The 19,182-nt window shown below is 50.0% G+C and carries 17 protein-coding genes and 1 tRNA gene; 6 read left to right on the forward strand and 12 right to left on the reverse strand.

Features of this window, described 5'->3' with window-relative positions:
* Nucleotides 1-80 precede the first annotated feature (80 nt).
* The 5 genes from clpX to B3355_RS11900 form a co-directional block, all read right to left on the reverse strand.
* Nucleotides 81-1,370: an ATP-dependent Clp protease ATP-binding subunit ClpX gene (gene clpX / locus B3355_RS11880; protein WP_292784177.1), complete on the reverse strand. Its 1,290-nt coding sequence runs from the start codon at nucleotides 1,368-1,370 to the stop codon at nucleotides 81-83.
* Between the two features lie 27 nt (nucleotides 1,371-1,397).
* Nucleotides 1,398-2,045, reverse strand: a complete 648-nt coding sequence (clpP, locus tag B3355_RS11885) for an ATP-dependent Clp endopeptidase proteolytic subunit ClpP (protein WP_292784179.1) — start codon at nucleotides 2,043-2,045, stop codon at nucleotides 1,398-1,400.
* 3 nt (nucleotides 2,046-2,048) lie between these two features.
* Nucleotides 2,049-3,359: a trigger factor gene (tig, locus tag B3355_RS11890; protein WP_292784182.1), complete on the reverse strand. Its 1,311-nt coding sequence runs from the start codon at nucleotides 3,357-3,359 to the stop codon at nucleotides 2,049-2,051.
* Nucleotides 3,360-3,662: 303 nt separating this feature from the next.
* The gene (locus tag B3355_RS11895) at nucleotides 3,663-4,037 is read right to left on the reverse strand and encodes a RidA family protein (RefSeq protein WP_019882237.1); all 375 of its coding nucleotides are present in this window, start codon (nucleotides 4,035-4,037) and stop codon (nucleotides 3,663-3,665) included.
* Nucleotides 4,038-4,139: 102 nt separating this feature from the next.
* Nucleotides 4,140-4,224 (reverse strand) — tRNA-Leu (locus B3355_RS11900).
* Nucleotides 4,225-4,370: 146 nt separating this feature from the next.
* On the opposite strand from B3355_RS11900, the gene B3355_RS11905 reads away from it, so the two are divergent.
* The 4 genes from B3355_RS11905 to B3355_RS11920 are packed head-to-tail and all read left to right on the forward strand — an operon-like array spanning nucleotide 4,371 to nucleotide 10,303.
* Nucleotides 4,371-4,607: a hypothetical protein gene (locus B3355_RS11905; protein WP_189524813.1), complete on the forward strand. Its 237-nt coding sequence runs from the start codon at nucleotides 4,371-4,373 to the stop codon at nucleotides 4,605-4,607.
* A gap of 42 nt (nucleotides 4,608-4,649) precedes the next feature.
* The gene (locus tag B3355_RS11910) at nucleotides 4,650-6,068 is read left to right on the forward strand and encodes a TolC family protein (RefSeq protein ID WP_292784189.1); all 1,419 of its coding nucleotides are present in this window, start codon (nucleotides 4,650-4,652) and stop codon (nucleotides 6,066-6,068) included.
* A complete protein-coding gene (locus B3355_RS11915; RefSeq protein ID WP_292784192.1) occupies nucleotides 6,065-7,129 on the forward strand; it encodes a hypothetical protein in 1,065 nt (354 codons plus the stop codon). Before B3355_RS11910 ends, B3355_RS11915 begins: the two co-directional genes overlap by 4 nt.
* A 36-nt stretch (nucleotides 7,130-7,165) precedes the next feature.
* A complete protein-coding gene (locus tag B3355_RS11920; RefSeq protein ID WP_292784195.1) occupies nucleotides 7,166-10,303 on the forward strand; it encodes an efflux RND transporter permease subunit in 3,138 nt (1,045 codons plus the stop codon).
* A 31-nt stretch (nucleotides 10,304-10,334) separates the two neighbouring features.
* Here B3355_RS11920 and B3355_RS11925 read toward each other — a convergent pair whose 3' ends face one another.
* The 4 genes from B3355_RS11925 to B3355_RS11940 are packed head-to-tail and all read right to left on the reverse strand — an operon-like array spanning nucleotide 10,335 to nucleotide 14,591.
* Nucleotides 10,335-11,006, reverse strand: a complete 672-nt coding sequence (locus B3355_RS11925) for a hypothetical protein (RefSeq protein WP_292784198.1) — start codon at nucleotides 11,004-11,006, stop codon at nucleotides 10,335-10,337.
* A 17-nt stretch (nucleotides 11,007-11,023) separates the two neighbouring features.
* On the reverse strand, nucleotides 11,024-12,457 hold the full coding sequence (pabB, locus tag B3355_RS11930) for an aminodeoxychorismate synthase component I (protein WP_292784201.1): 1,434 nt from the start codon (nucleotides 12,455-12,457) through the stop codon (nucleotides 11,024-11,026).
* Nucleotides 12,448-13,518, reverse strand: coding sequence for a hydantoinase/oxoprolinase family protein (locus B3355_RS11935; protein WP_292784203.1), 1,071 nt, complete (start codon nucleotides 13,516-13,518; stop codon nucleotides 12,448-12,450). Before B3355_RS11935 ends, pabB begins: the two co-directional genes overlap by 10 nt.
* On the reverse strand, nucleotides 13,515-14,591 hold the full coding sequence (locus B3355_RS11940) for an ATP-grasp domain-containing protein (protein WP_292784206.1): 1,077 nt from the start codon (nucleotides 14,589-14,591) through the stop codon (nucleotides 13,515-13,517). Before B3355_RS11940 ends, B3355_RS11935 begins: the two co-directional genes overlap by 4 nt.
* Between B3355_RS11940 and B3355_RS11945 the strand changes: the two genes are divergently transcribed.
* Entirely contained in the window at nucleotides 14,586-15,293 is a 708-nt protein-coding gene (locus B3355_RS11945) for a HisA/HisF-related TIM barrel protein (protein ID WP_292784208.1), read from the forward strand. The genes B3355_RS11940 and B3355_RS11945 overlap by 6 nt on opposite strands.
* 64 nt (nucleotides 15,294-15,357) lie before the next feature.
* On the opposite strand, the gene hxlB is transcribed toward B3355_RS11945, so the two are convergent.
* From hxlB to tal, 3 genes are all read right to left on the reverse strand, one after another.
* Nucleotides 15,358-15,894 carry a 6-phospho-3-hexuloisomerase gene (gene hxlB, locus B3355_RS11950; RefSeq protein ID WP_019882223.1) on the reverse strand — a complete coding sequence of 179 codons (537 nt, stop codon included), beginning with the start codon at nucleotides 15,892-15,894 and terminating at the stop codon, nucleotides 15,358-15,360.
* Between the two features lie 102 nt (nucleotides 15,895-15,996).
* A complete protein-coding gene (gene hxlA, locus B3355_RS11955; protein ID WP_019882222.1) occupies nucleotides 15,997-16,629 on the reverse strand; it encodes a 3-hexulose-6-phosphate synthase in 633 nt (210 codons plus the stop codon).
* 172 nt (nucleotides 16,630-16,801) lie between these two features.
* The gene (gene tal / locus B3355_RS11960; protein WP_019882221.1) at nucleotides 16,802-17,755 is read right to left on the reverse strand and encodes a transaldolase; all 954 of its coding nucleotides are present in this window, start codon (nucleotides 17,753-17,755) and stop codon (nucleotides 16,802-16,804) included.
* A gap of 274 nt (nucleotides 17,756-18,029) precedes the next feature.
* Here tal and B3355_RS11965 point away from each other — a divergent pair, with 274 nt between their 5' ends.
* Nucleotides 18,030-19,181 carry an aromatic ring-hydroxylating oxygenase subunit alpha gene (locus tag B3355_RS11965; RefSeq protein WP_292784213.1) on the forward strand — a complete coding sequence of 384 codons (1,152 nt, stop codon included), beginning with the start codon at nucleotides 18,030-18,032 and terminating at the stop codon, nucleotides 19,179-19,181.
* Nucleotide 19,182: the final 1 nt, after the last annotated feature.

Below are 19,182 nucleotides of genomic sequence, written 5' to 3' on the forward strand. Positions count from 1 at the left end.
TCTTTGAGAATTCAAGAGAGCAGGCATCTAATGTTGTAGATGCTATCTTGCAATAGCCGGGTGGCTATTGCAAGGGGGATTTAGTTTGCGTTTTCAACGCGTTTTTGCGCATCCTGATAAATCAGAATTGGTTCGGAAGTGTGTTCAATCACGCCAGCATCTACAATCACCTTAGCCAGGCCCTTGAGTGATGGCAATTCATACATGAGGTCAAGTAATGAATGTTCCATGATAGAACGCAAACCACGTGCACCGGTTTTACGCTCAAGCGCTTTTTTAGCGATCAAAAGCAGTGCGGAATCTTCAAACTCCAGCTCCACACCTTCCATCTTGAACAACTTCATATACTGTTTGGTCAATGCATTTTTCGGCTCAACCAAAATCGTCATCAAAGCCGCCTCATCCAGAGACTCCAGCGTTGCCACCACTGGCAAACGACCAATAAACTCAGGAATCAGGCCAAACTTGATCAGATCTTCTGGCTCAACTTCGCGCAGGACTTCGCCAACAGCACGCACATCTTCTTTACTCTTCACTTCAGCGCCAAAACCAATGCCGCCTTTTTCCGAGCGATGACGAATGACTTTTTCCAGACCATCAAATGCACCGCCGCAAATGAACAGGATGTTAGTCGTGTCCAGTTGCACAAATTCCTGGTTAGGATGTTTGCGGCCACCTTGTGGTGGTACAGAAGCAATCGTGCCTTCGATCAGTTTCAGCAAGGCTTGCTGCACACCTTCACCTGACACATCGCGCGTAATAGATGGGTTGTCAGATTTACGGGAAATCTTGTCAACTTCATCGATATAGACAATACCGCGCTGCGCTTTCTCAACGTCGTAGTCACACTTTTGCAGCAATTTCTGCATGATGTTTTCAACGTCTTCCCCCACATAACCAGCTTCAGTCAACGTGGTGGCATCGGCCATGACGAATGGCACATCCAGCAGGCGTGCCAACGTTTGTGCCAGCAAAGTTTTACCTGAACCCGTTGGCCCGATCAGCAAAATATTGCTTTTTTGCACTTCGATGTCATCTTTACCGGTCTGATTGGAGTCAGACAACGGGTTGTAACCCAGGCGCTTGTAGTGGTTGTATACCGCCACGGCCAGATTCTTTTTCGCCTGTACCTGACCAATGACGTATTGATCCAGAATCAGGCAGATTTCCTGTGGTGTCGGCAGTTTTTTATCTGCGGACTTGATTTCGTTCAGGCTCTGGATTTCTTCGCGGATAATGTCGTTGCACAAATCAACGCATTCATCGCAAATGAATACAGAGGGTCCAGCAATCAGTTTTTTGACTTCGTGCTGGCTTTTGCCACAAAACGAGCAATATAAAAGCTTTTCGCTATCAGATTTGTTTGCCATGCTATTCCCCTGCTGGTTGCTCGCTGATTAAACAGCGCTACGTGCGGCAATCACCTGGTCTACCAGACCATAAGCCTTGGCAGCGTCAGCACTCATAAAATTGTCACGATCGGTATCGTTGGCAATAGTTTCAATATTTTGACCCGTATGATGAGCCATGATGCCATTCAATTTGTCTTTGAGGTACAAAATCTCTTTAGCGTGAATCGCGATATCAGACGCCTGGCCCTGGAAACCGCCCAGTGGCTGGTGAATCATCACGCGAGAGTTAGGCAGGCAAAAGCGCTTGCCCTTGGCGCCTGCAGTCAGCAGAAACGCCCCCATGCTGGCCGCCTGGCCAATGCACAATGTGCTCACGTCCGGCTTGATAAACTGCATGGTGTCATAAATTGACATACCGGCAGTCACAGAGCCGCCTGGAGAGTTAATGTACAAGGAAATATCCTTGTCCGGATTTTCTGCCTCAAGGAACAACAGCTGCGCCACTACCAGGTTGGCTGTCATATCATTGACAGGACCCACCAGGAAAATGACGCGCTCTTTGAGTAATCTTGAATAGATGTCATACGAACGCTCACCGCGGCCACTTTGCTCAATGACCATTGGGATATAGCCAAGCCCTTGCGGCTCCATTCTTTGTTGCATTATGCCCTCGTTCGCGTTCATATAATTCATGGTTTAAGCACCTGCCATCATCAATTCATCAAATTTAATTTTTTTGTTAGTGACTTTGGCTTTATCCAGCACCCAAGCCACTACATTCTCTTCTGTTGCCAAGGCTGCAGGCTCATCCAGACGTTTAACATCTGCATAATACCAGCTGACCAGCTCATCAGGCTTCTCAAAGCTTTGCGCAAAGCTATCGACCATCGCACGTACTTGATCAGCTGACGCTTGCAAGTTATTGGTATTCACCAACTCAGTCAATACCATACGCAATTTGGCGTTACGTTGCGCCTGTGTTTCAAACACAGAAGGCTCCATCGGCACTTGCGCTGGATCCACACCACGTTGACGCAGGTTTTGTGCCGCTACTTGCATCAGGCGGTTGGTTTCAGCAGACACAATCGCTTTTGGCAATTCGAAGCTGGTTTCATCCACCAGGGCCTGGAATACAGACTCTTTGACACGCGCTTTGATACGCTTGTCGACTTCTTGCTCCAGACTTTGTTTGATTTCAGACTTCATGGTGTCAAGGTTACCGTCTTCCACGCCCAGGTTTTTAGCAAACTCAGCGTCGATTTCAGGATAAACCGGTTGTGACACGGACACGAACTTCACGTCATAAGCCACTGTTTTACCTGCCAATTGTGCAGGATTGTGATCAGCCGGGTAAGTAATATCGAATGATTTCTCAGTACCCGCTTTACCACCGATCAAGGCATCATCAAACTCCTTGACGCGGCCTGGCTCACCAATCACCAAGTCGATACCACGATCGCCTGTGCTTTCAACCTGTTGACCATCGATAGAAGCCGTCAATGTGATATTAATACGATCCGCTTTTTTAGACGCACGTTTCACAGGCTCGTAGCTCACGCGCTGCTTCACCAATACATCCAGTGTTTTTTCTACGTCAGCATCGGACAATTCCAGTGCCGGGCGCTCGATTTTAACTTTGCTCAGATCACCCACGGCTACTTCCGGGAAAATCTCAAAAGTAGCGATGTATTCAAACTCTTCTGCAGCATCTTTAAATGGCAAGTGTTCAATATTCGGGAAGCCAGCAACACGCAGTTTGTTCTGCTCAACAGCATCGCCAAAGCTGGTCTCAACCGCTTTGGAGTAAACCTCGTCACGCACCTGATCACCATAGTGCTGATTAACCAGGCCAATAGGCGCTTTGCCCGGACGGAAACCAGAAAATTTGGCTGTACGAGAAATTTGCTGTAAACGTTGTCTGATTTGCCCTTCCAGCGGAGCTAAAGGGACTTTGATAGTCATGCGACGTTCCAAGTTGCTGACTGTTTCAACAGATACTGCTGCCATGCTGAACTTCCTGTAAAAATCGTTTTAATAACGATGGGTTATGTAAGTAGACGCCTGCTTGTGCGTCTTAATAAATGTTTAAACACAACCTGACCACACTCTAAAGGTTTCTAATGGTGATCAAATTATGAAAAAAGAGCCTAAAAATATAACACAAGTCTCAATTGAAATAAACTTCAAGCCCATGCCTACGCAACAAGCGTATCACTTCGCTTCATTAAATAGAACGAAGCTCGCCAAAAAGCCTGTGTTTAAGTGTTATATGGCGCCAGAAAAACAGACTTCAAGCACCACTTGCCAGCATTATTTTAAAGCAACAATAGCTTCAATTTCCACCAATACATCGCGTGGCAATTTAGCCACTTGCACGGTAGAACGCGCAGGCGTATGTGTCACAAACGCTTCAGCATAAATCTGATTCATCGCAGCAAAATCATCCAGGTTTTTAAGAAACACAGTTGTTTTAACCACTTGCTGCAAGCTGCCGCCTGCGGCTTCAATAATTGCTTGCAGATTTGCCAACACCTGGCGGGTTTGTGTCACGATGTCACCATCATTCAAACTGCCGTCCGGACGCAATGCAATCTGGCCAGAGGTATAAAGAATATTACCGACGACAACCCCTTGCGCATAAGGGCCAATCGCAGCGGGTGCATTTGGTGTTTGTACAATATTCATATGTCATCTCTTTCTGCTCATTATCCAACGCTAAAAACAATAAAGGCCTCCTGCAACGGAAGCCTGTTATTTCGTTCATGCACCACCCGATTATAAGTAAGGTGGTGCGAAAGGAGAGACTCGAACTCTCACGCCTCGCGGCGCTGGAACCTAAATCCAGTGCGTCTACCAATTCCGCCACTTTCGCATCTTGCCAGCCAACACCGACAATTCGCTATTATAGCCCATTTTTAAGCGATTCCACAAACTTGGGGCGTTCACATTGACAAGCCTGACGTTCAACTGCAAGATGCTGGATTAAAGATCATAAAGAAGTTGTTGATGGGACAGGATATGCATTCAGCCGAAGAAAATATGCTTAGAGCGGAACTTGAGCTTTTAATGCGAGAGCGTGAGATTTTGCTCAAGATTACTGGTGTGGCTGCCGGTTTAATCGCAGAACTCAATACAACCGACTTGCCGATTCGCACAGTCGAAGCAGCGGATTTGCTGGCAACCACCATCAATCAGTTGCCAGAAGAACTGTTGCAAGACGCGCTGGATGCTGTCCACGCGACCATCGTCGAATAAACTCTCGGGTGCTGGTGTGTTTGCACCAGCCCTGCAAACGCCATGCGTCTGCTCGCCTACCTTTCCCCGCTGCTGTTAACGGCGTGCGGTATTGCCTTTCAGGCCAAGCCTATTCCGCAGCAACAGAATATTGATGCCATTCAACAGGCAACACCTGCTGCAGATGGCTTTAAAACCTTTATTGAATCTCAATCGCCAGCCATGCCGTGGCCGATTAATGCATGGGATCTGGATAGCCTGACGCTGTCAGCGCTCTACTTTCACCCTGCCCTCAAAGTCGCCAAATCTGACTACGCCGTGGCCTTGGCAGGGATTACCAGCGCTGGTTTGCGCCCGCAAGTCGGCCTGAATGGCCAGTTATCGCACAGCAACCGTGCCAATGGTGATATTAATCCTTGGTCTTACGGTTTGCAGGTGGATCTGCCGGTGATTACCGCCAACAAGCGGCAGATCAATATCGACATTGCACAATACCAGGCCGACATTGCAAAAATAATGATTTCGGAAACTGCCTGGACTTTGCGGCAGCAACTGAGCCTGGACTTGATTCTGCTGGCTGAGCAACAAGCCATGCAAGGCAACCTGAGTAGATTGCAGCAAGCCCAGCAGACACTGCTTGCCGCCTACCAGAAGCGGCTGGACTATGGTGTAGCGGGCAAATCAGATGTACTGCCCATCCGCCTGCAACATGACCAATCCGCCTGGCAATTGCAGCAACTGACCTTGCAAATCAGGCAAACCGAGCAAAAGATTCTGCATGATGCCGGCCTGACCGAGCAGCATAATCTGCCACTCAATATCGCCCCACTTCAGTTATCGCAAATATTGAAAGCACGCTTTGCACAGTCGCAGGCCTACGCAGATGCGTCCACTATCCAGAATACCGCCTTAACCAACCGCATGGATATCCAGCGCGGGCTGGCACAATATGCAAAAGCTGAATCACAACTCCGATTGGAAATGGCCAAGCGTTACCCGGACCTGTCACTCAACCCGGGCATGATTTATGAGTATGGCGACAAAATCTGGTCTTTGGGTATCGGCACTATGCTTAACCTGCTCAATAAGTCTTCTGACCTGTGGGCACATGCCGAGCAGGTGCGGCAAAATGAAGCAGTTCGCTTTTACGCCTTACAACACCAGGTCATCCAGCTTTCCGAGCAGAGCTTTATCAAGTATCGCGACGCTGCCAAGCTGTTGGTAACATTAACCCATGAATATGAACAGCAATCAGGTCGCAAACTGCAACTGGAAAAGCAGTGGCATCAAGGGCTGATCGATAAAACAGAATACCTGCAAATAGAAATCCAATTCTATAGTGCACAGCAGCGCCTGATCACGCAACAGGCCAATGTCATGCGTGCATTGCAGGAGATTGAAAATGTGATGCAAAAACCGATTGCGCTATCACAACGTGCAACGGCTTTTGCCAACCAGCAACAAGAGGCGCCAGCAAAATGAATAAAAAAGCACTCTGGATCATCGGGGCCCAGATTATTTTAATTGTCATTCTGATTTGGGCCATCGTGTTTGTTGGCCGCGATGAATATGAGTCGATTCAGGATGATAGCGAAGAAGAAATTGAAGGGCCGGTGCGCGTCACTGAGCAAAACGGCCTGCAAGTGGTGCAACTCAATCTGGCGACGCAACAAAACAGCGGCATCAGTGTGCAACCATTACAGCCCTATGATTACCACGGCAATATCAAAGTGCTGGGTTCTGTGATGTCAATTCAAACCCTGGTCGACTACAACAGCCAATATCAATTACTTAAATCACAACTGGCGCTGGCTGAAAGTGTGCTTCCCAACCACCAGTTACAATATCAACGCTATAAACATCTGAATGAAGACGACAAGAACGTCTCCGATAAAGCCGTGCAGGAAGCGCAGGCATTGGTGATTAACGACCAAACCCAGATCAAAACCGCACAGGCACAGCTGAAAGCACTCACCGACACCATTATTGCGCAATGGGGCCAACCACTGGCCATGCTGGTGACGCAGCACCCGTCACCCGGCCCACTGCATGAGTTGCTGATGCAAAAGAAAGTCTTGGTGCAGGTCAGCTTCCCGCTCAATTTCAAGGCGCCGGAGGGCAACTCCAGCCTGTATATTTCGCCTATCCAAGACGAAATTGCGCCGATTAAAGCCGATTACGTGTCGCAATCCATCCAGACCGATATCAGCAATATTGGTAAAACCTATTTCTATAGTGCGCCAGCAGACTATTTACGCGTCGGTATGCGTGTCAATGTCGTGCCGGCACAATCTTCTTCTGCCACCATGAAAGGTGTCATTGTGCCTAACCAGGCCATTGCCTGGCATGGCGGCATGGCCTGGATTTACGTTAAAACCAAGCCAGATACCTTTTTGCGCAAACCAGTCGCCTCTGATATTGAGCTGGACAATGGCTGGTTTGATAACAGTATCGCGCCAGGCACTGAAGTGGTGACCCGCGGCGCGCAGCTATTATTGTCAGAAGAATTCAAGTTTCAGATCAAAAATGAAAATGAAGACTAAGCTGAGAATGCTGATAAACCATAGAGGCCTGCAAACATGATGGCGGCACTGGTCAGGTTTGCCATCCGCTTTTACGGCGTGATGATCGGACTCGCCCTGCTGGTCATTGTCTATGGCGCCTATAGCCTGACACAGAGCGACCTCAACGTATTCCCAGAGTTTGCCCCAACGCAGGTGGTGATTCAAACCGAGTCGCCAGGACTCTCGGCTAGCCTGGTCGAGAAACTGGTCACGCAGCCGATTGAAAATGTCATTTCGGGAGCGATCGGCATTAAAAGCCTGCGCTCGCAGTCGATTCCTGGTCTGTCTATTATTACGGTGATTTTTCAGGATAAATCAGACATTTACCGTAACCGGCAAATCGTCGCCGAACACCTGAATATGCTGGGCAGCCAGTTGCCGCCCGGCATTGTGCCCAATATCACCCCGCTCACCTCCTCGGCCAGCACGGTGATGGGCATCGGCGTCACGTCGGACAAGCTGTCACTGATGCAGCTACGCACGCTGGTGGATTGGCATTTAACACCACACTTAATGGCGATTCCTGGCGTCGCTGATATCAACGTCTACGGCGGCGAAGTACGCCAGTTTCAGATCAAGATTGATCCACGCAAACTGATGCTGTACCAATTGAATGTGCAAGATGTGGTCAATGCGGCCAGCCGTGCGACCGGCGTACGTGGCGCAGGCTATATTCAAAACGACAACCAGCGCATTATCCTCAACAGCCAGGGCCAAACGACAACACCACAGCAATTGGCTAATATCACGCTTCTGCGTAAACTGGGCCGTACCATCCGCATCAGTGATGTGGCAGAGGTCGCCGAAGGGGCTGCCCCTTCTATCAGCGCAGCGGCCATCAATGGCCATCCCGCGGTCTATTTATCAGTACAAGGCCAACTGGGCGCCAATGTGTATGCGTTGACCAAGCTGCTGGAACGCAAACTGGCAGACATCAAGCCCAGCCTGACCGCACAAAAAATCACACTGCATGAAGGCTTGTTCCGTCCGGCCAACTTTATTGAAACCGCCATACACAGTTTGCGTACGGATATTTTAATCGGCTCATTCCTGGTGGTGCTGGTACTGTTTGCCTTCTTGTTTAATGTACGCACTGCCGTGATCTCAGCGACGGCGATTCCATTGTCGTTGCTGACTGCGATTGTGGTGCTGTATCAATACGGCGTTGGGCTGAACATTATGGTGCTGGGCGGTTTGGCTATTGCCTTGGGCGAAGTAGTTGACGATGCCATTATTGATACCGAAAATATTTTCCGCCGCTTGCGTGAAAATCGCTTACTGTCGCAACCGCTGCCTGCGGCGCAAGTGGTGTTTCGTGCTTCCATGGAGGTCCGCAGCTCCGTGGTCTATGCCACCATTATCGTGGCACTGGTCTTTTTACCATTGCTGACCTTGTCTGGCGTGGCGGGCAAATTATTTGCCCCTTTGGGCTACGCGTATATTTCAGCCATCCTGGCCTCACTGGTGGTTGCCCTCACCCTCACGCCCGCGCTTTGCTACGCCTTGCTGGCCAACGCACCATTGCAAAATGAAGACTCACCGGTGTTGCGCTGGCTGAAACAGCGCTACGTGAAACTGCTGCACCAGATTGAACATCGCTACCAGTTGATCCTGATGACCAGCTTCGTTTGTATCGCGCTGGGCCTCGCGATTCTGCCTTTATTCAGAAGCCAGTTTATCCCGGCGCTGCGCGAAGGCCACTATATCCTGCATATGACAACGGTGCCTGGCACCTCGGAAATACAATCACTCAAGCTGGGCAACCAGGTCACCAAAGTATTGCTGGAGATTCCTGGCGTGAAAAGTGTCGCACAATGGGTAGGCCGCGCGCCCAATGCCGCCGATACGTTTGGCACGCATTACAGTGAATTTGAAGTCGAAATCGGCACCGTATCCGGCAAAGAGCAAGAACGTATTTTTCACGACATTCGCGAAGAACTTGCCGGCGAAACAGAAGATGACGATGGTGATGGCAAAGTCGAACTGGGCTTTGTCGGTGCCAACTTTGCCATTAATACCTTTTTAACCGAGCGTATTGAAGAAACCATTTCCGGCTACGCCGCAGGCCTGGTGATTAATATTTTTGGCCAGGACCTGGATGCGCTGGACAGGGATGCCCAGAAGGTTGCCAACCTGCTTGGCAGCATTCGTGGCGTGCGCGATGTCATGGTGCAATCGCCGCCAGAAACGCCGGAAATTGTGATTCGCCTGAAACAAGAAAAACTGGCGCTATGGGGTTTGCAGCCCGTGGACGTGCTGGACACGGTCAAGGCCTGTTACGAAGGTGTCCCGGTCAACCATGTGTTTATGGGCAACCGCTCCATCGGCGTCAGCGTACTACTTAATGATGCCTCGCGCGACGATATTGCAGATATGCGCAATATCCCGATCTTCAACCCTGAAGGCCAAATGCTCAAATTGTCCGATGTCGCGTATGTGGCACAGGAAGGTGGCCGTTCCAAAATTCTGCACTCGGGTGCCAAACGTATTCAAACTATCACGGCCAACATTGTTGGTCGCGACCAGGGCTTATTGCTCGAAGACATACGTAGCACTTTGCATAAAAAACTGCAATTAAACAGCGGCAACTACCTGGAGTTTTCTGGTGAAGCAGAAGCCAATGCGCAATCTCGGCAAGACTTGATTATTCACTCGCTGGTGGCTGGCGTGGCGATTTTCCTTATGCTGTATATTGCTTTCGGCCGCTTACGTAACCTGATGCTCACGTTCGCCAACCTGCCGTTTGCGCTGATTGGCGGCGTTGTCGCCACCTTCTTTACCGGCGGCTGGATTTCGGTCGGCACACTGGTGGGCTTTGTGACCTTATTCGGCATCACGCTGCGCAACTCCATTATGATGGTGTCGCACTTTCAGCACCTGGTGGATGTAGAAGGCTATGAGTGGAATCTTGATACCTGCATCCGTGGCGCCTCTGAACGCTTGCCTTCAGTGTTGATGACAGCGTTGGTCACAGCACTTGGACTGTTACCGCTGGCGATTGGCAGTGGGGAACCGGGACGGGAAATTGAAGGGCCGATGGCGACGATTATTGTCGGTGGCCTGATTTCTTCCACCATCCTCAACTTGCTGATTTTACCGACCATCATGCTGCATTTTGGCCGTTTCGAGAAAAGTGATGCAACAGTCTCCTGAGGTGGTTAAATAAGCACTTTAAGCGAGCTTGTTACTCGCTTTGCAAGAGGCGGTCTTTTAACAGCTTGGCCATTAAGGCTCCCCCGGCAAACCCCTGCTCAAACAGCGCATACTCGCTTTGATGCACCACATAAGTCTGGAATTTAGCCTCTGCGAGCAAGCCAGATAAGCCCTGATCAACAATATCCATGGACTGCAACGCTTGCAGCCCTAGATACATCTGCCCATATAGCAATCTGTTATCTGATTTGACCAGCAATACATATTGCGCCTCCAATTGCCAGGCGAGCCATGCAGCCAGGCTATCAGAGGTCACATCCCAACTTTCGGCCAGCACATGTTCATTGGCAAACGTGGTATTTAGCGCCATCTCGCTAGGCAGCCAGACCAGTCCGCGATGCTGCCAGCCGCTTTCTGCAATTTCAAGTGGATTTCGTACCAGGGCAAGCTCAGGCACCATGGCAACCAGGCTGCGCGCCATTTGATCCATGGCATAGATGGCCAGTGCATGCGCTTGCTGATCATCAATATGGCCGTCCGGGTGTACTGCCCGCATACGCTGGAAATCACGCACGGCATCAGCATACAAGCCGCCGCCAGGCACAATAATGACTTTGCCATCGCCCCAACGGACAACCAGTCGCAGCCACTGTACCAGGCTGTCGTAGTGTGTCACGCTACCCCCTAGCTTGATCACCCACATAGGCACGTTCCCGAATATTATTTTGTCATTTTAAAGTGTGCTGCCAACTTGAAAAATTGCGAGGCTTTATCAAATGTTTCCTGATATTCCCTGGCACAATCCGAATCAGCCACCACACCACCACCGGCAAAAAAAGTCATTTTATCATTACCTATCACGGCAGTTCTTATTGCGATATTCGTATCCATACTACCATCAAAACCAATATAGCCAATGCTGCCACAGTAAATACCACGTCTGTGCGGTTCCAGCTCTTCGATAATCTCCATGGCACGCAACTTGGGTGCACCGGTAATGGAACCGCCGGGAAAGCAACCACGCAATAAATCCAGCGCATGAAACTTTGGCGCCAGCAAGCCGCGCACAATACTCACCAAATGATGCACATTGGTAAACCGCTGCAATTTAAACAAGGCATCGACTTTAACTGACCCTACTTCGCACACCTTGCCAATATCATTGCGCAATAAATCCACAATCATCAGATTCTCGGCGCGATCTTTGACGCTATGCGCTAACTCCTCTGCGGCTTGCGCATCCGCAATGGCGTCCTGGTAGCGTGGACGTGTGCCTTTAATCGGCCGCGTTTCAACTTTGCGATCAATGACCTGCAAGAACCGCTCCGGCGACATCGATAACACCGCCAGGGGCTTACCTGCGCCATCTTCTACTTGCAAATAAGCCATAAATGGCGCGCGGCTCAATTGCCGGAAATGGTCATAAGCCTCGCAAGCATCTCCTGCCACATCCACCGCAAAACGCTGTGCGAGATTGATCTGATAGCAATCGCCCGCGCGGATATAGTCTTTTACTTTTTGGAAGGCGCTGGCATAGGCCGCTTGATCCATATTCGGCTGAATCTCGCCAGTGACCTTAAACGCTGCTTCGTGCTGCGCAATGGATGGTTGTAATAGCTGTTGATGCAATGCCTGCAGGGCCTGCTGGTCGGTGAAACGAGCGTGCGATACCAGCTTGCTGATACCCAAATGGTGATCGACGATCACCGCCCAATCATAGATACCCACCAGTAATTCAGGCAGCGGCATATCCTCAGCAGCCAATGTGGGCATGGTTTCAATACTGCGCCCCAGGTCATAGGCAAAATACCCCAGGGCGCCACCGGCAAACGGAATATCGGCGATACGTTCAACTGCATGCGGTGTCAACCATTGCTGGATGACCTGGAAAGGATCTTGCTGCGACTTTTCTATCCCCTGGCTCGTATGTACTTCAGTCTCGGCCTCGCGATGGATGATTTTGGCCACCGGCGCAGCTACCACAATATCAAAGCGCGCGCCCAGACTCACCTCTTCATCTACCGTGGTTTGCGCCTGTGACTGGCTAGCCTCCACCCGGCCACTTTCCAGCAACATCGGCCATGGCAGATGCCTGACTTGCCTCAGCCAATGCATGCCTTCTGCATAAGGTAAATCCAATTGAATTAATGCCATGCTTGCCATAACCTCGCCACCGCATAGGCTGGAAAACAGACCTCTGCATCTTGTTTTAATTGTAAATTACCTGCGGACATCCATGCTGTGGCCGGCTGATAAACCAGGCCCAGACGCTGCGCCAGCGCTGCCACCAGAAAACTGCCCGCCCCCAGCCCGACCATGATCTGAGGTGGCCTTGGCACCTGCGCCATGATTGATTGTATGGCCTGTTGCAAATAATCCAGTTGCGCGGCTTTAAACGCAAGCGCCAGCGACTGCCAGACATCGTCCGTTTGATCTTCAACATCATGCCCCACCATCCGTGCCAGGCGGCGCATACTGTCAACCATAGCGCGCCCTTGACCGTCCGCAGTCTCGGCCAGGTCATAACTGGGGGACAACTCGCCAAGCACGCGATAAACGTCCGCAGTCGTGGCAAAATATTCTGCGGCGATATGGCGCGGCTCTGGCTGCGCCTGCCCGGGCGCTAACCAAGTGATCAACGGTCCCAGTGCCATCAGGGGCGTGCGCACGACGCCGGTATAAAATAAACCCAGCTTAGCCATACGCTCCGCGTCAGACCAGCCCACAGGCACTACCTGCCGCTGCTCACACAGCGTGATATCACAAGTCGTGCTACCAATATCCACCACCAACATAGCGGCATCTGTCATGCTGGTCGCCAGGCATTGCGCCGAGGCATGCCAGTTCATGGAGGCAATGTGCGCCTCCTGCCCTGCTACGCTGGCCGTAAAGCCTGCGCCTTGCGCCGCTGAGGCCAGGTAGAACTCGGCGTGTGGCAAATAGTCCTGCACCGTCTCGGCAATCGCTCGTACGCCCTGCAAACGGTTATCAAACAAATCAACTAGCTCACCGGTCATGGTCACCGCATGGTCACAAGCCTCTGCCTCCATTTGCCAGTGATGCAATACATGCTGGATGGCATCTTCCAGTAACGGCAGGCCTTTCCATAAGGCGCAGGCTTGCTGTAATACGCGCACAATCTCACCTTGCCCATCCAGCATCACCGCTTTCACATGCGCACCACCGATATCCCACCCTATGACAGCGCGTTTCATGCGGGCAATACCTCAGTACGGCTTTTTGTAGCCAAGGACAAAATACACGATGCCTGTGCTTGAGCAGCACTCAATTTATTTTCTAAAATAGCATCCAGGATCATGACGGCAGGATTTTCTGTGAGTAATGGCGATAAGGCGATATAAGGCGTGGTGAGGCGCGGATTCACTTCAACCAGCATCAATTGATAGTCATGGGTCAAAATCATGTCTGCGCCCCAGTAGCCTAGCAGACCAGGAATCGCACTGTGTATCTGTTCAGCCAATGTCTGCATTGCGGGCAGATAGGCGACAGCTTCGTTCACGCCAGCGCCATCAAAATGGAAACATCCCTGCTGGATATCTATCCGTTGCCGATGCCCGGCAATCACCTGTACACGCTCTTGTGTCGATAACACCGACATGCTCAGCGCCAAGCCTGGCACATAAGGCTGCAGTAAAATCCTAGCGAACAACAAAGGATTTTCAATTGATGTTTTTAATTTAAAATCAATAAGTTCATTGATGTTTTTAAAGTAATAAGTTAATTCACAACCTGCGCCATCATCGGGCTTTACCACCCAACCAGACGTAGCAGCCGCATGGTACCAGTTCAGGCTTTCCAAGGCATCGGCTTGCGCTAAAAACACATGCGGCAATACTGAAATCCCAGCCTGCTGGCAAATCTCAGCCATGATCGATTTGGCACTGGTCTGCGCGATCGCGTCGGCACTACAGCCTATCCAGACTTTGCCAGCGGTTTGTACCAATTGCTGCATATGCTGCAAAATGCCTCCTGTTTCAGGCGCAATTACCCAGCAAGCATCTACGTCATCAGATGATAATTGCTGGCGCCAAAGCGCATCAGCATCCTCACCGGGATGTAATGGCAGGCTATGGGCATGGATGGGAGCTGCAACGCGGCTATCGTGGCTAGTGATACAATCAACGCCCAGCACTGACAAGTCTGCCAGCAAGGCATCGCGCATCAGCAGGCCTTCTTGCAACAAGCTGGCAGGCAATGTTTCAGAGGCCAGGCCACCAGCGCTGACATATTCACAGACCCAGATTTTCAAGCGAGATTTATTGTGCATATTATTCCCGTCATCGATTTGATGCATGGCCAGGTAGTGCAAGCCATACAAGGGCAACGCCAGCACTACCGTGCGATCCAATCGCAGTTAACCGATAGCCACGCCCTGCTCGATGTCATCACTGCTATTTTACAAGTTTATGCGTTTGACTGCGTGTATATTGCCGATTTAAATGCAATCACTGGCCAGGGTGACATACCCAATCACCTGCCATTGATTAAACAGGTCATGACTGCCTTCCCGAACCTGCAATGGTGGGTGGATGCCGGACTCAATAGCACCGAAGCACTCAAGCCCTGGCTGGACGCTGGTATCCGCCCGATCATTGCCAGTGAAACCTTAATTGATATTAAAACCTATCAAGCCATGCGTGAAATAACGGCGCATAGTATTTTATCGCTGGATTTCTTTGAGGATGGCTTTCATGGCCCTGATCGCCTGCTGACTGAAACAGGTCTCTGGAGCCAGCCGACCATATTGATGAGCTTACCCAAAGTAGGCGCCAATCAAGGCCCAGAGGTCGAAAAAATCAGTTCCTTGAAAAACCAGCATCCACAACAGGCCATCTATGCCGCAGGCGGCGTCAGGCACGTCGCAGATATACAGGCACTGGCACAAGCAGGTGCAGATGGCGTATTGATTGCCAGCGCACTACACCAGAAACAGCTCACCGCCAGCGACCTGGCATTATTCGCGCAATAAAAAACCGGCCTGATGGCCGGTTTTTTAACAGCAAAGCTTCGTAAGAAACTTATGCCACTGACATTTACTCCAGGTTTGCGTGCAATGCGCGCATGCCTTCTTCTGTCAGGCCTTTAGCGTGGATCAATTCAGAAATAGCGCCTTCCAGGAATACCAGGGTAGACAATTCAAATTGACCGCCCATAGGCATGCCTTTAACCAATGGGAAGCTGTCATCTTGACCAACTTGAACAACCAGGTCAGCCACATCAGCCATGGCTGAAGTTTTCTTCATGGAAATAACGACCAGTTTAGCACCGACTTCTTTGGCTTTTTTCACGAATGGCAACAAGGTTGCTGTACCGCCGGACCCTGAAACCAGGATCAGCAAGTCACCTTTTTTGATGGCTGGTGTCACCACTTCGCCAATCATGTAAACGCTGTAACCGGAATGCACTAAACGCATTGCAAAGAAGCGTGATACCAGCAGTGAACGACCAGCGCCACCGATAAATGTTGAACCAGCCTCTTCAACCAGTTTCAGCAATTCAGCCGCTTTTGACTTGTCAGTCACGTCCAGAATACGCTTTAAGTTGTCCAGAATAAATTGTTGATGATCCATGTTTTGTCCTGTATTCAAAAAGTTTAATAAAAAACCCGACTCATTGCTGGGTCGGGTTTTTTGTCTCGCTGATCAATAATTACTTATTGATACTTAACTGAATTAAGCGTGAGCGATAGCAGTGATTTCTGCAGCAGCAGCAGCTGGGTCAGCAGCGCCGTAGATAGCAGCACCAGCAACAATGATAGTCGCGCCAGCGTCACGTACTTGACCTGCAGTAGCGGCTTTAACACCACCAGCAACAGAGATCTCAACGCCCAGGTTCAAACCAGCAACAGCAGCCAGGTCAGCAAAAGGAGTTTGACCAGCAGCTTGTTGGTCCAAACCAGTGTGGATACCGATGATGTGAGCACCAGCAGCAGCAACTTCTTTAGTTTTAGCAACTTTGTCTTCAACGCTGATCAGGTCAACTTGAGCTTTTTTGCCGTATTTGTTAGCAGCTTTGATTACGCCTTTGATTGTACCGATGTCGGATACGCCCAAAACTACGCAGATGTCAGCACCGGCTTTGTAGAATGGCTCAGACTCGTACTCGCCTGCATCCATAGTTTTCAGGTCAACCAGGATCTTGTTGTTTGGGAACTTAGCGCGCAAAGTTTCCAGCAATTTGATACCGTTGTGCTTGATGCATGGTGTACCGATTTCCAGAATGTCAACGTGTGGAGCAACTTTTTCTGCCAAAGCGATAGTTGCGTCGAAATCCAATGAGTCTAATGCCATTTGTGTTAATGCCATGTTTTTCTCCAAAAATTAAAATTTAAATGCTATTACTAGCGTACTACCAATTCAAGCTGGTCGCTCATAGTAAGCTGGCAGCCAAAATAAGTCAATGTTGCAGGCCGATTTATGCCTGACTTAAAAGCCAAACGGGCAGGTCCCTGCCCGTTTGCATTATCGCATGGCGATATTACAGTTTTGCGGCTAATGCAGCTTCCAGTTTATTCTGGTCAGCCACGAAACCACGGATACCTTCAGCCAGCTTCTCAGTGGCCATTGGATCTTGATTTAGTTCAAAACGGAATTCTTCTTCTGTCAATTTAGCTGGCAATTCTTTAGTTTTGCCGCCATCTTTCAACACTTGAACCAAAGTACCTTCAGTTGCAGCCAGGTCTTGCAGCAAGTTTGGAGATACGGTCAAACGGTCACAACCAGCCAAAGCAATCAGCTCGCCAGTGTTACGGAAAGAAGCACCCATCACAACAGTTTTATAACCGTGCTCTTTGTAGTATTGGTAGATCGCGCGTACAGAAACCACACCTGGGTCTGTCTCTTGTGTGTACTCAGTACCTGGGTTTTTCGCCTTGTACCAGTCAAGGATACGGCCCACGAATGGAGAAATCAGGAATACGCCAGCTTCAGCACAAGCACGTGCCTGGCCAAAACCGAACAACAATGTCAGGTTACACTGAACGCCTTCTTTTTCCAGGATCTCGCCGGCTTTAATACCTTCCCAGGTAGAAGCCAGTTTGATCAACACGCGGTCTTTGCTAATGCCAGACTCTTGGTACAGGCTGATCAGTTTACGGCCTTTAGCGACCATCGCGTCGATATTGAAAGACAGACGTGCATCTACTTCTGTAGAAATACGGCCTGGAACCACTTTAGTGATTTCAGCGCCAATCAACACAGCCAGTTTGTCAGCTGCGTTTTCAATTTGTTGCTCTTTAGAACCACCTTGTGCTTTTGCATAAGCAATGGCAGTGTCAATCAATGGTGCGTATTCTGGGATTTGGCTAGCCTTCAATACCAGAGATGGGTTTGTGGTTGCGTCCACAGGTTTAACACTTTTGATTGCTTCAACGTCACCAGTGTCAGCCACGATGGTTGTGATTGCTTTCAACTGATCTAATAAATTTGCCATGCGATTGCTCCTATAAATTGCAATAATCGTTTACGTATAGTTATACATAGAAACCTTCAACATTATAACTGAATTTATTCGAGTTAGTTAAGCGTCCTTTGCACATTCCAGCGTGCCCACTGCTTGCATCCAGCCGTCAGCCGATGCAGTTTTATTGATTAGAATCAAACAATTGCTGCCGCTTCACCAGGCACTTTTGCCTGTTTCGTCTTTTCAATATGCCCCTTTTCGGGCACAATTCACCTTTTTTGCAAGTGATTAATCAGTTAGGCATATGGGTTCTGTCACCTCTTTAAATAAAGAACAAAACCAGACTCGCTTCGCACAACTCCCTGTTGACTGGTATCTGCATCCGGATGTGTATGCGCTGGAGCAAACACATTTGTTCTCCCTGCTGCCGCAATATCTGGGGCATGAACACATGGTTCCCAACCCGGGCGACTATCGCGCCCTGGACTGGATGCACAATGCCACCGCCCTGGTGAATCAACATGGCCAGCCACAACTGATCAGCAATATCTGCCGCCACCGGCAAGCGGTAATGCTCAACGGACAAGGCAACACGCAGCATATTGTCTGCCCGCTGCACCGCTGGACCTATGATTTGAACGGCCAGTTGCTGGGCGCCCCGCATTTTGAACAAAACCCGTGCCTGCACCTGGAGAAACAAGCCCTGACTGCATGGCAAGGCCTGCTGTTTAAAGGCAGTGACACGGCATCCAAACAAAAAGGCCTGGACATCGCCCAGGTACTCAAGCAACTGGGCTGCAAGCAGGACTTTGACTTTACCGGCTATCACTTTGAGTCAGCCATTGTTGACCATTACGATTTCAACTGGAAGACCTTTATCGAAGTCTATCTGGAAGACTACCATGTTGGCCCGTTCCACCCTGGCCTCAACCAGTTTGTTGACTGCGGCGAATTGAATTGGGAATTTGCTGAGCATTACAGCGTGCAAACCGTCGGTTACAAACCGCTACCGGATTACAGCCTGTCACCAGTGTACAAACAGTGGCAACAAGCCGTTACCGATTACCAGCAAGGCACTGCGCCCAAGTATGGCGCCATCTGGTTTGTGCTCTACCCATTCCTCATGATCGAATGGTACCCCAACGTATTGGTCGTTTCGCACATTATCCCGACCGGCACGGAGTCTTGCCAGAATGTGGTCGAGTTTTACTACCCGGAAGATATTGCCCTGTTTGAGCGTGAATATATCCAGGCACAGCAAGCGGCTTATTTTGAAACTGCGGTTGAAGACAAAGAAATTTGTCAGCGCATGCAAGACGGCCGCAAAGGCTTGTTTATGCTAGGTAAAGATGAGCGCGGCCCTTACCAGCACCCGATGGAAACCGGCCTGGAGCACTTCCACCGCTGGTATCGCAGACAGATGGAAGCACATCTGCCTGAACACTTGCAGCGCTAGG

This window comes from Methylophilus sp. UBA6697 (genome assembly GCF_002454655.1).
Classification (GTDB): domain Bacteria; phylum Pseudomonadota; class Gammaproteobacteria; order Burkholderiales; family Methylophilaceae; genus Methylophilus.

Excerpts from the sequence above, each read along its gene's own strand:
- clpX (WP_292784177.1), bottom strand. The coding sequence starts at position 1,370 with ATGGCAAACAAATCTGATAGCGAAAAGCTTTTATATTGCTCGTTTTGT.
- clpP (WP_292784179.1), bottom strand. The coding sequence starts at position 2,045 with ATGAATTATATGAACGCGAACGAGGGCATAATGCAACAAAGAATGGAG.
- tig (WP_292784182.1), bottom strand. The coding sequence starts at position 3,359 with ATGGCAGCAGTATCTGTTGAAACAGTCAGCAACTTGGAACGTCGCATG.
- B3355_RS11895 (WP_019882237.1), bottom strand. The coding sequence starts at position 4,037 with ATGAATATTGTACAAACACCAAATGCACCCGCTGCGATTGGCCCTTAT.
- B3355_RS11905 (WP_189524813.1), top strand. The coding sequence starts at position 4,371 with ATGCATTCAGCCGAAGAAAATATGCTTAGAGCGGAACTTGAGCTTTTA.
- B3355_RS11910 (WP_292784189.1), top strand. The coding sequence starts at position 4,650 with ATGCGTCTGCTCGCCTACCTTTCCCCGCTGCTGTTAACGGCGTGCGGT.
- B3355_RS11915 (WP_292784192.1), top strand. The coding sequence starts at position 6,065 with ATGAATAAAAAAGCACTCTGGATCATCGGGGCCCAGATTATTTTAATT.
- B3355_RS11920 (WP_292784195.1), top strand. The coding sequence starts at position 7,166 with ATGATGGCGGCACTGGTCAGGTTTGCCATCCGCTTTTACGGCGTGATG.
- B3355_RS11925 (WP_292784198.1), bottom strand. The coding sequence starts at position 11,006 with ATGTGGGTGATCAAGCTAGGGGGTAGCGTGACACACTACGACAGCCTG.
- pabB (WP_292784201.1), bottom strand. The coding sequence starts at position 12,457 with ATGGCATTAATTCAATTGGATTTACCTTATGCAGAAGGCATGCATTGG.
- B3355_RS11935 (WP_292784203.1), bottom strand. The coding sequence starts at position 13,518 with ATGAAACGCGCTGTCATAGGGTGGGATATCGGTGGTGCGCATGTGAAA.
- B3355_RS11940 (WP_292784206.1), bottom strand. The coding sequence starts at position 14,591 with ATGCACAATAAATCTCGCTTGAAAATCTGGGTCTGTGAATATGTCAGC.
- hxlB (WP_019882223.1), bottom strand. The coding sequence starts at position 15,894 with ATGGATCATCAACAATTTATTCTGGACAACTTAAAGCGTATTCTGGAC.
- hxlA (WP_019882222.1), bottom strand. The coding sequence starts at position 16,629 with ATGGCATTAACACAAATGGCATTAGACTCATTGGATTTCGACGCAACT.
- tal (WP_019882221.1), bottom strand. The coding sequence starts at position 17,755 with ATGGCAAATTTATTAGATCAGTTGAAAGCAATCACAACCATCGTGGCT.
- B3355_RS11965 (WP_292784213.1), top strand. The coding sequence starts at position 18,030 with ATGGGTTCTGTCACCTCTTTAAATAAAGAACAAAACCAGACTCGCTTC.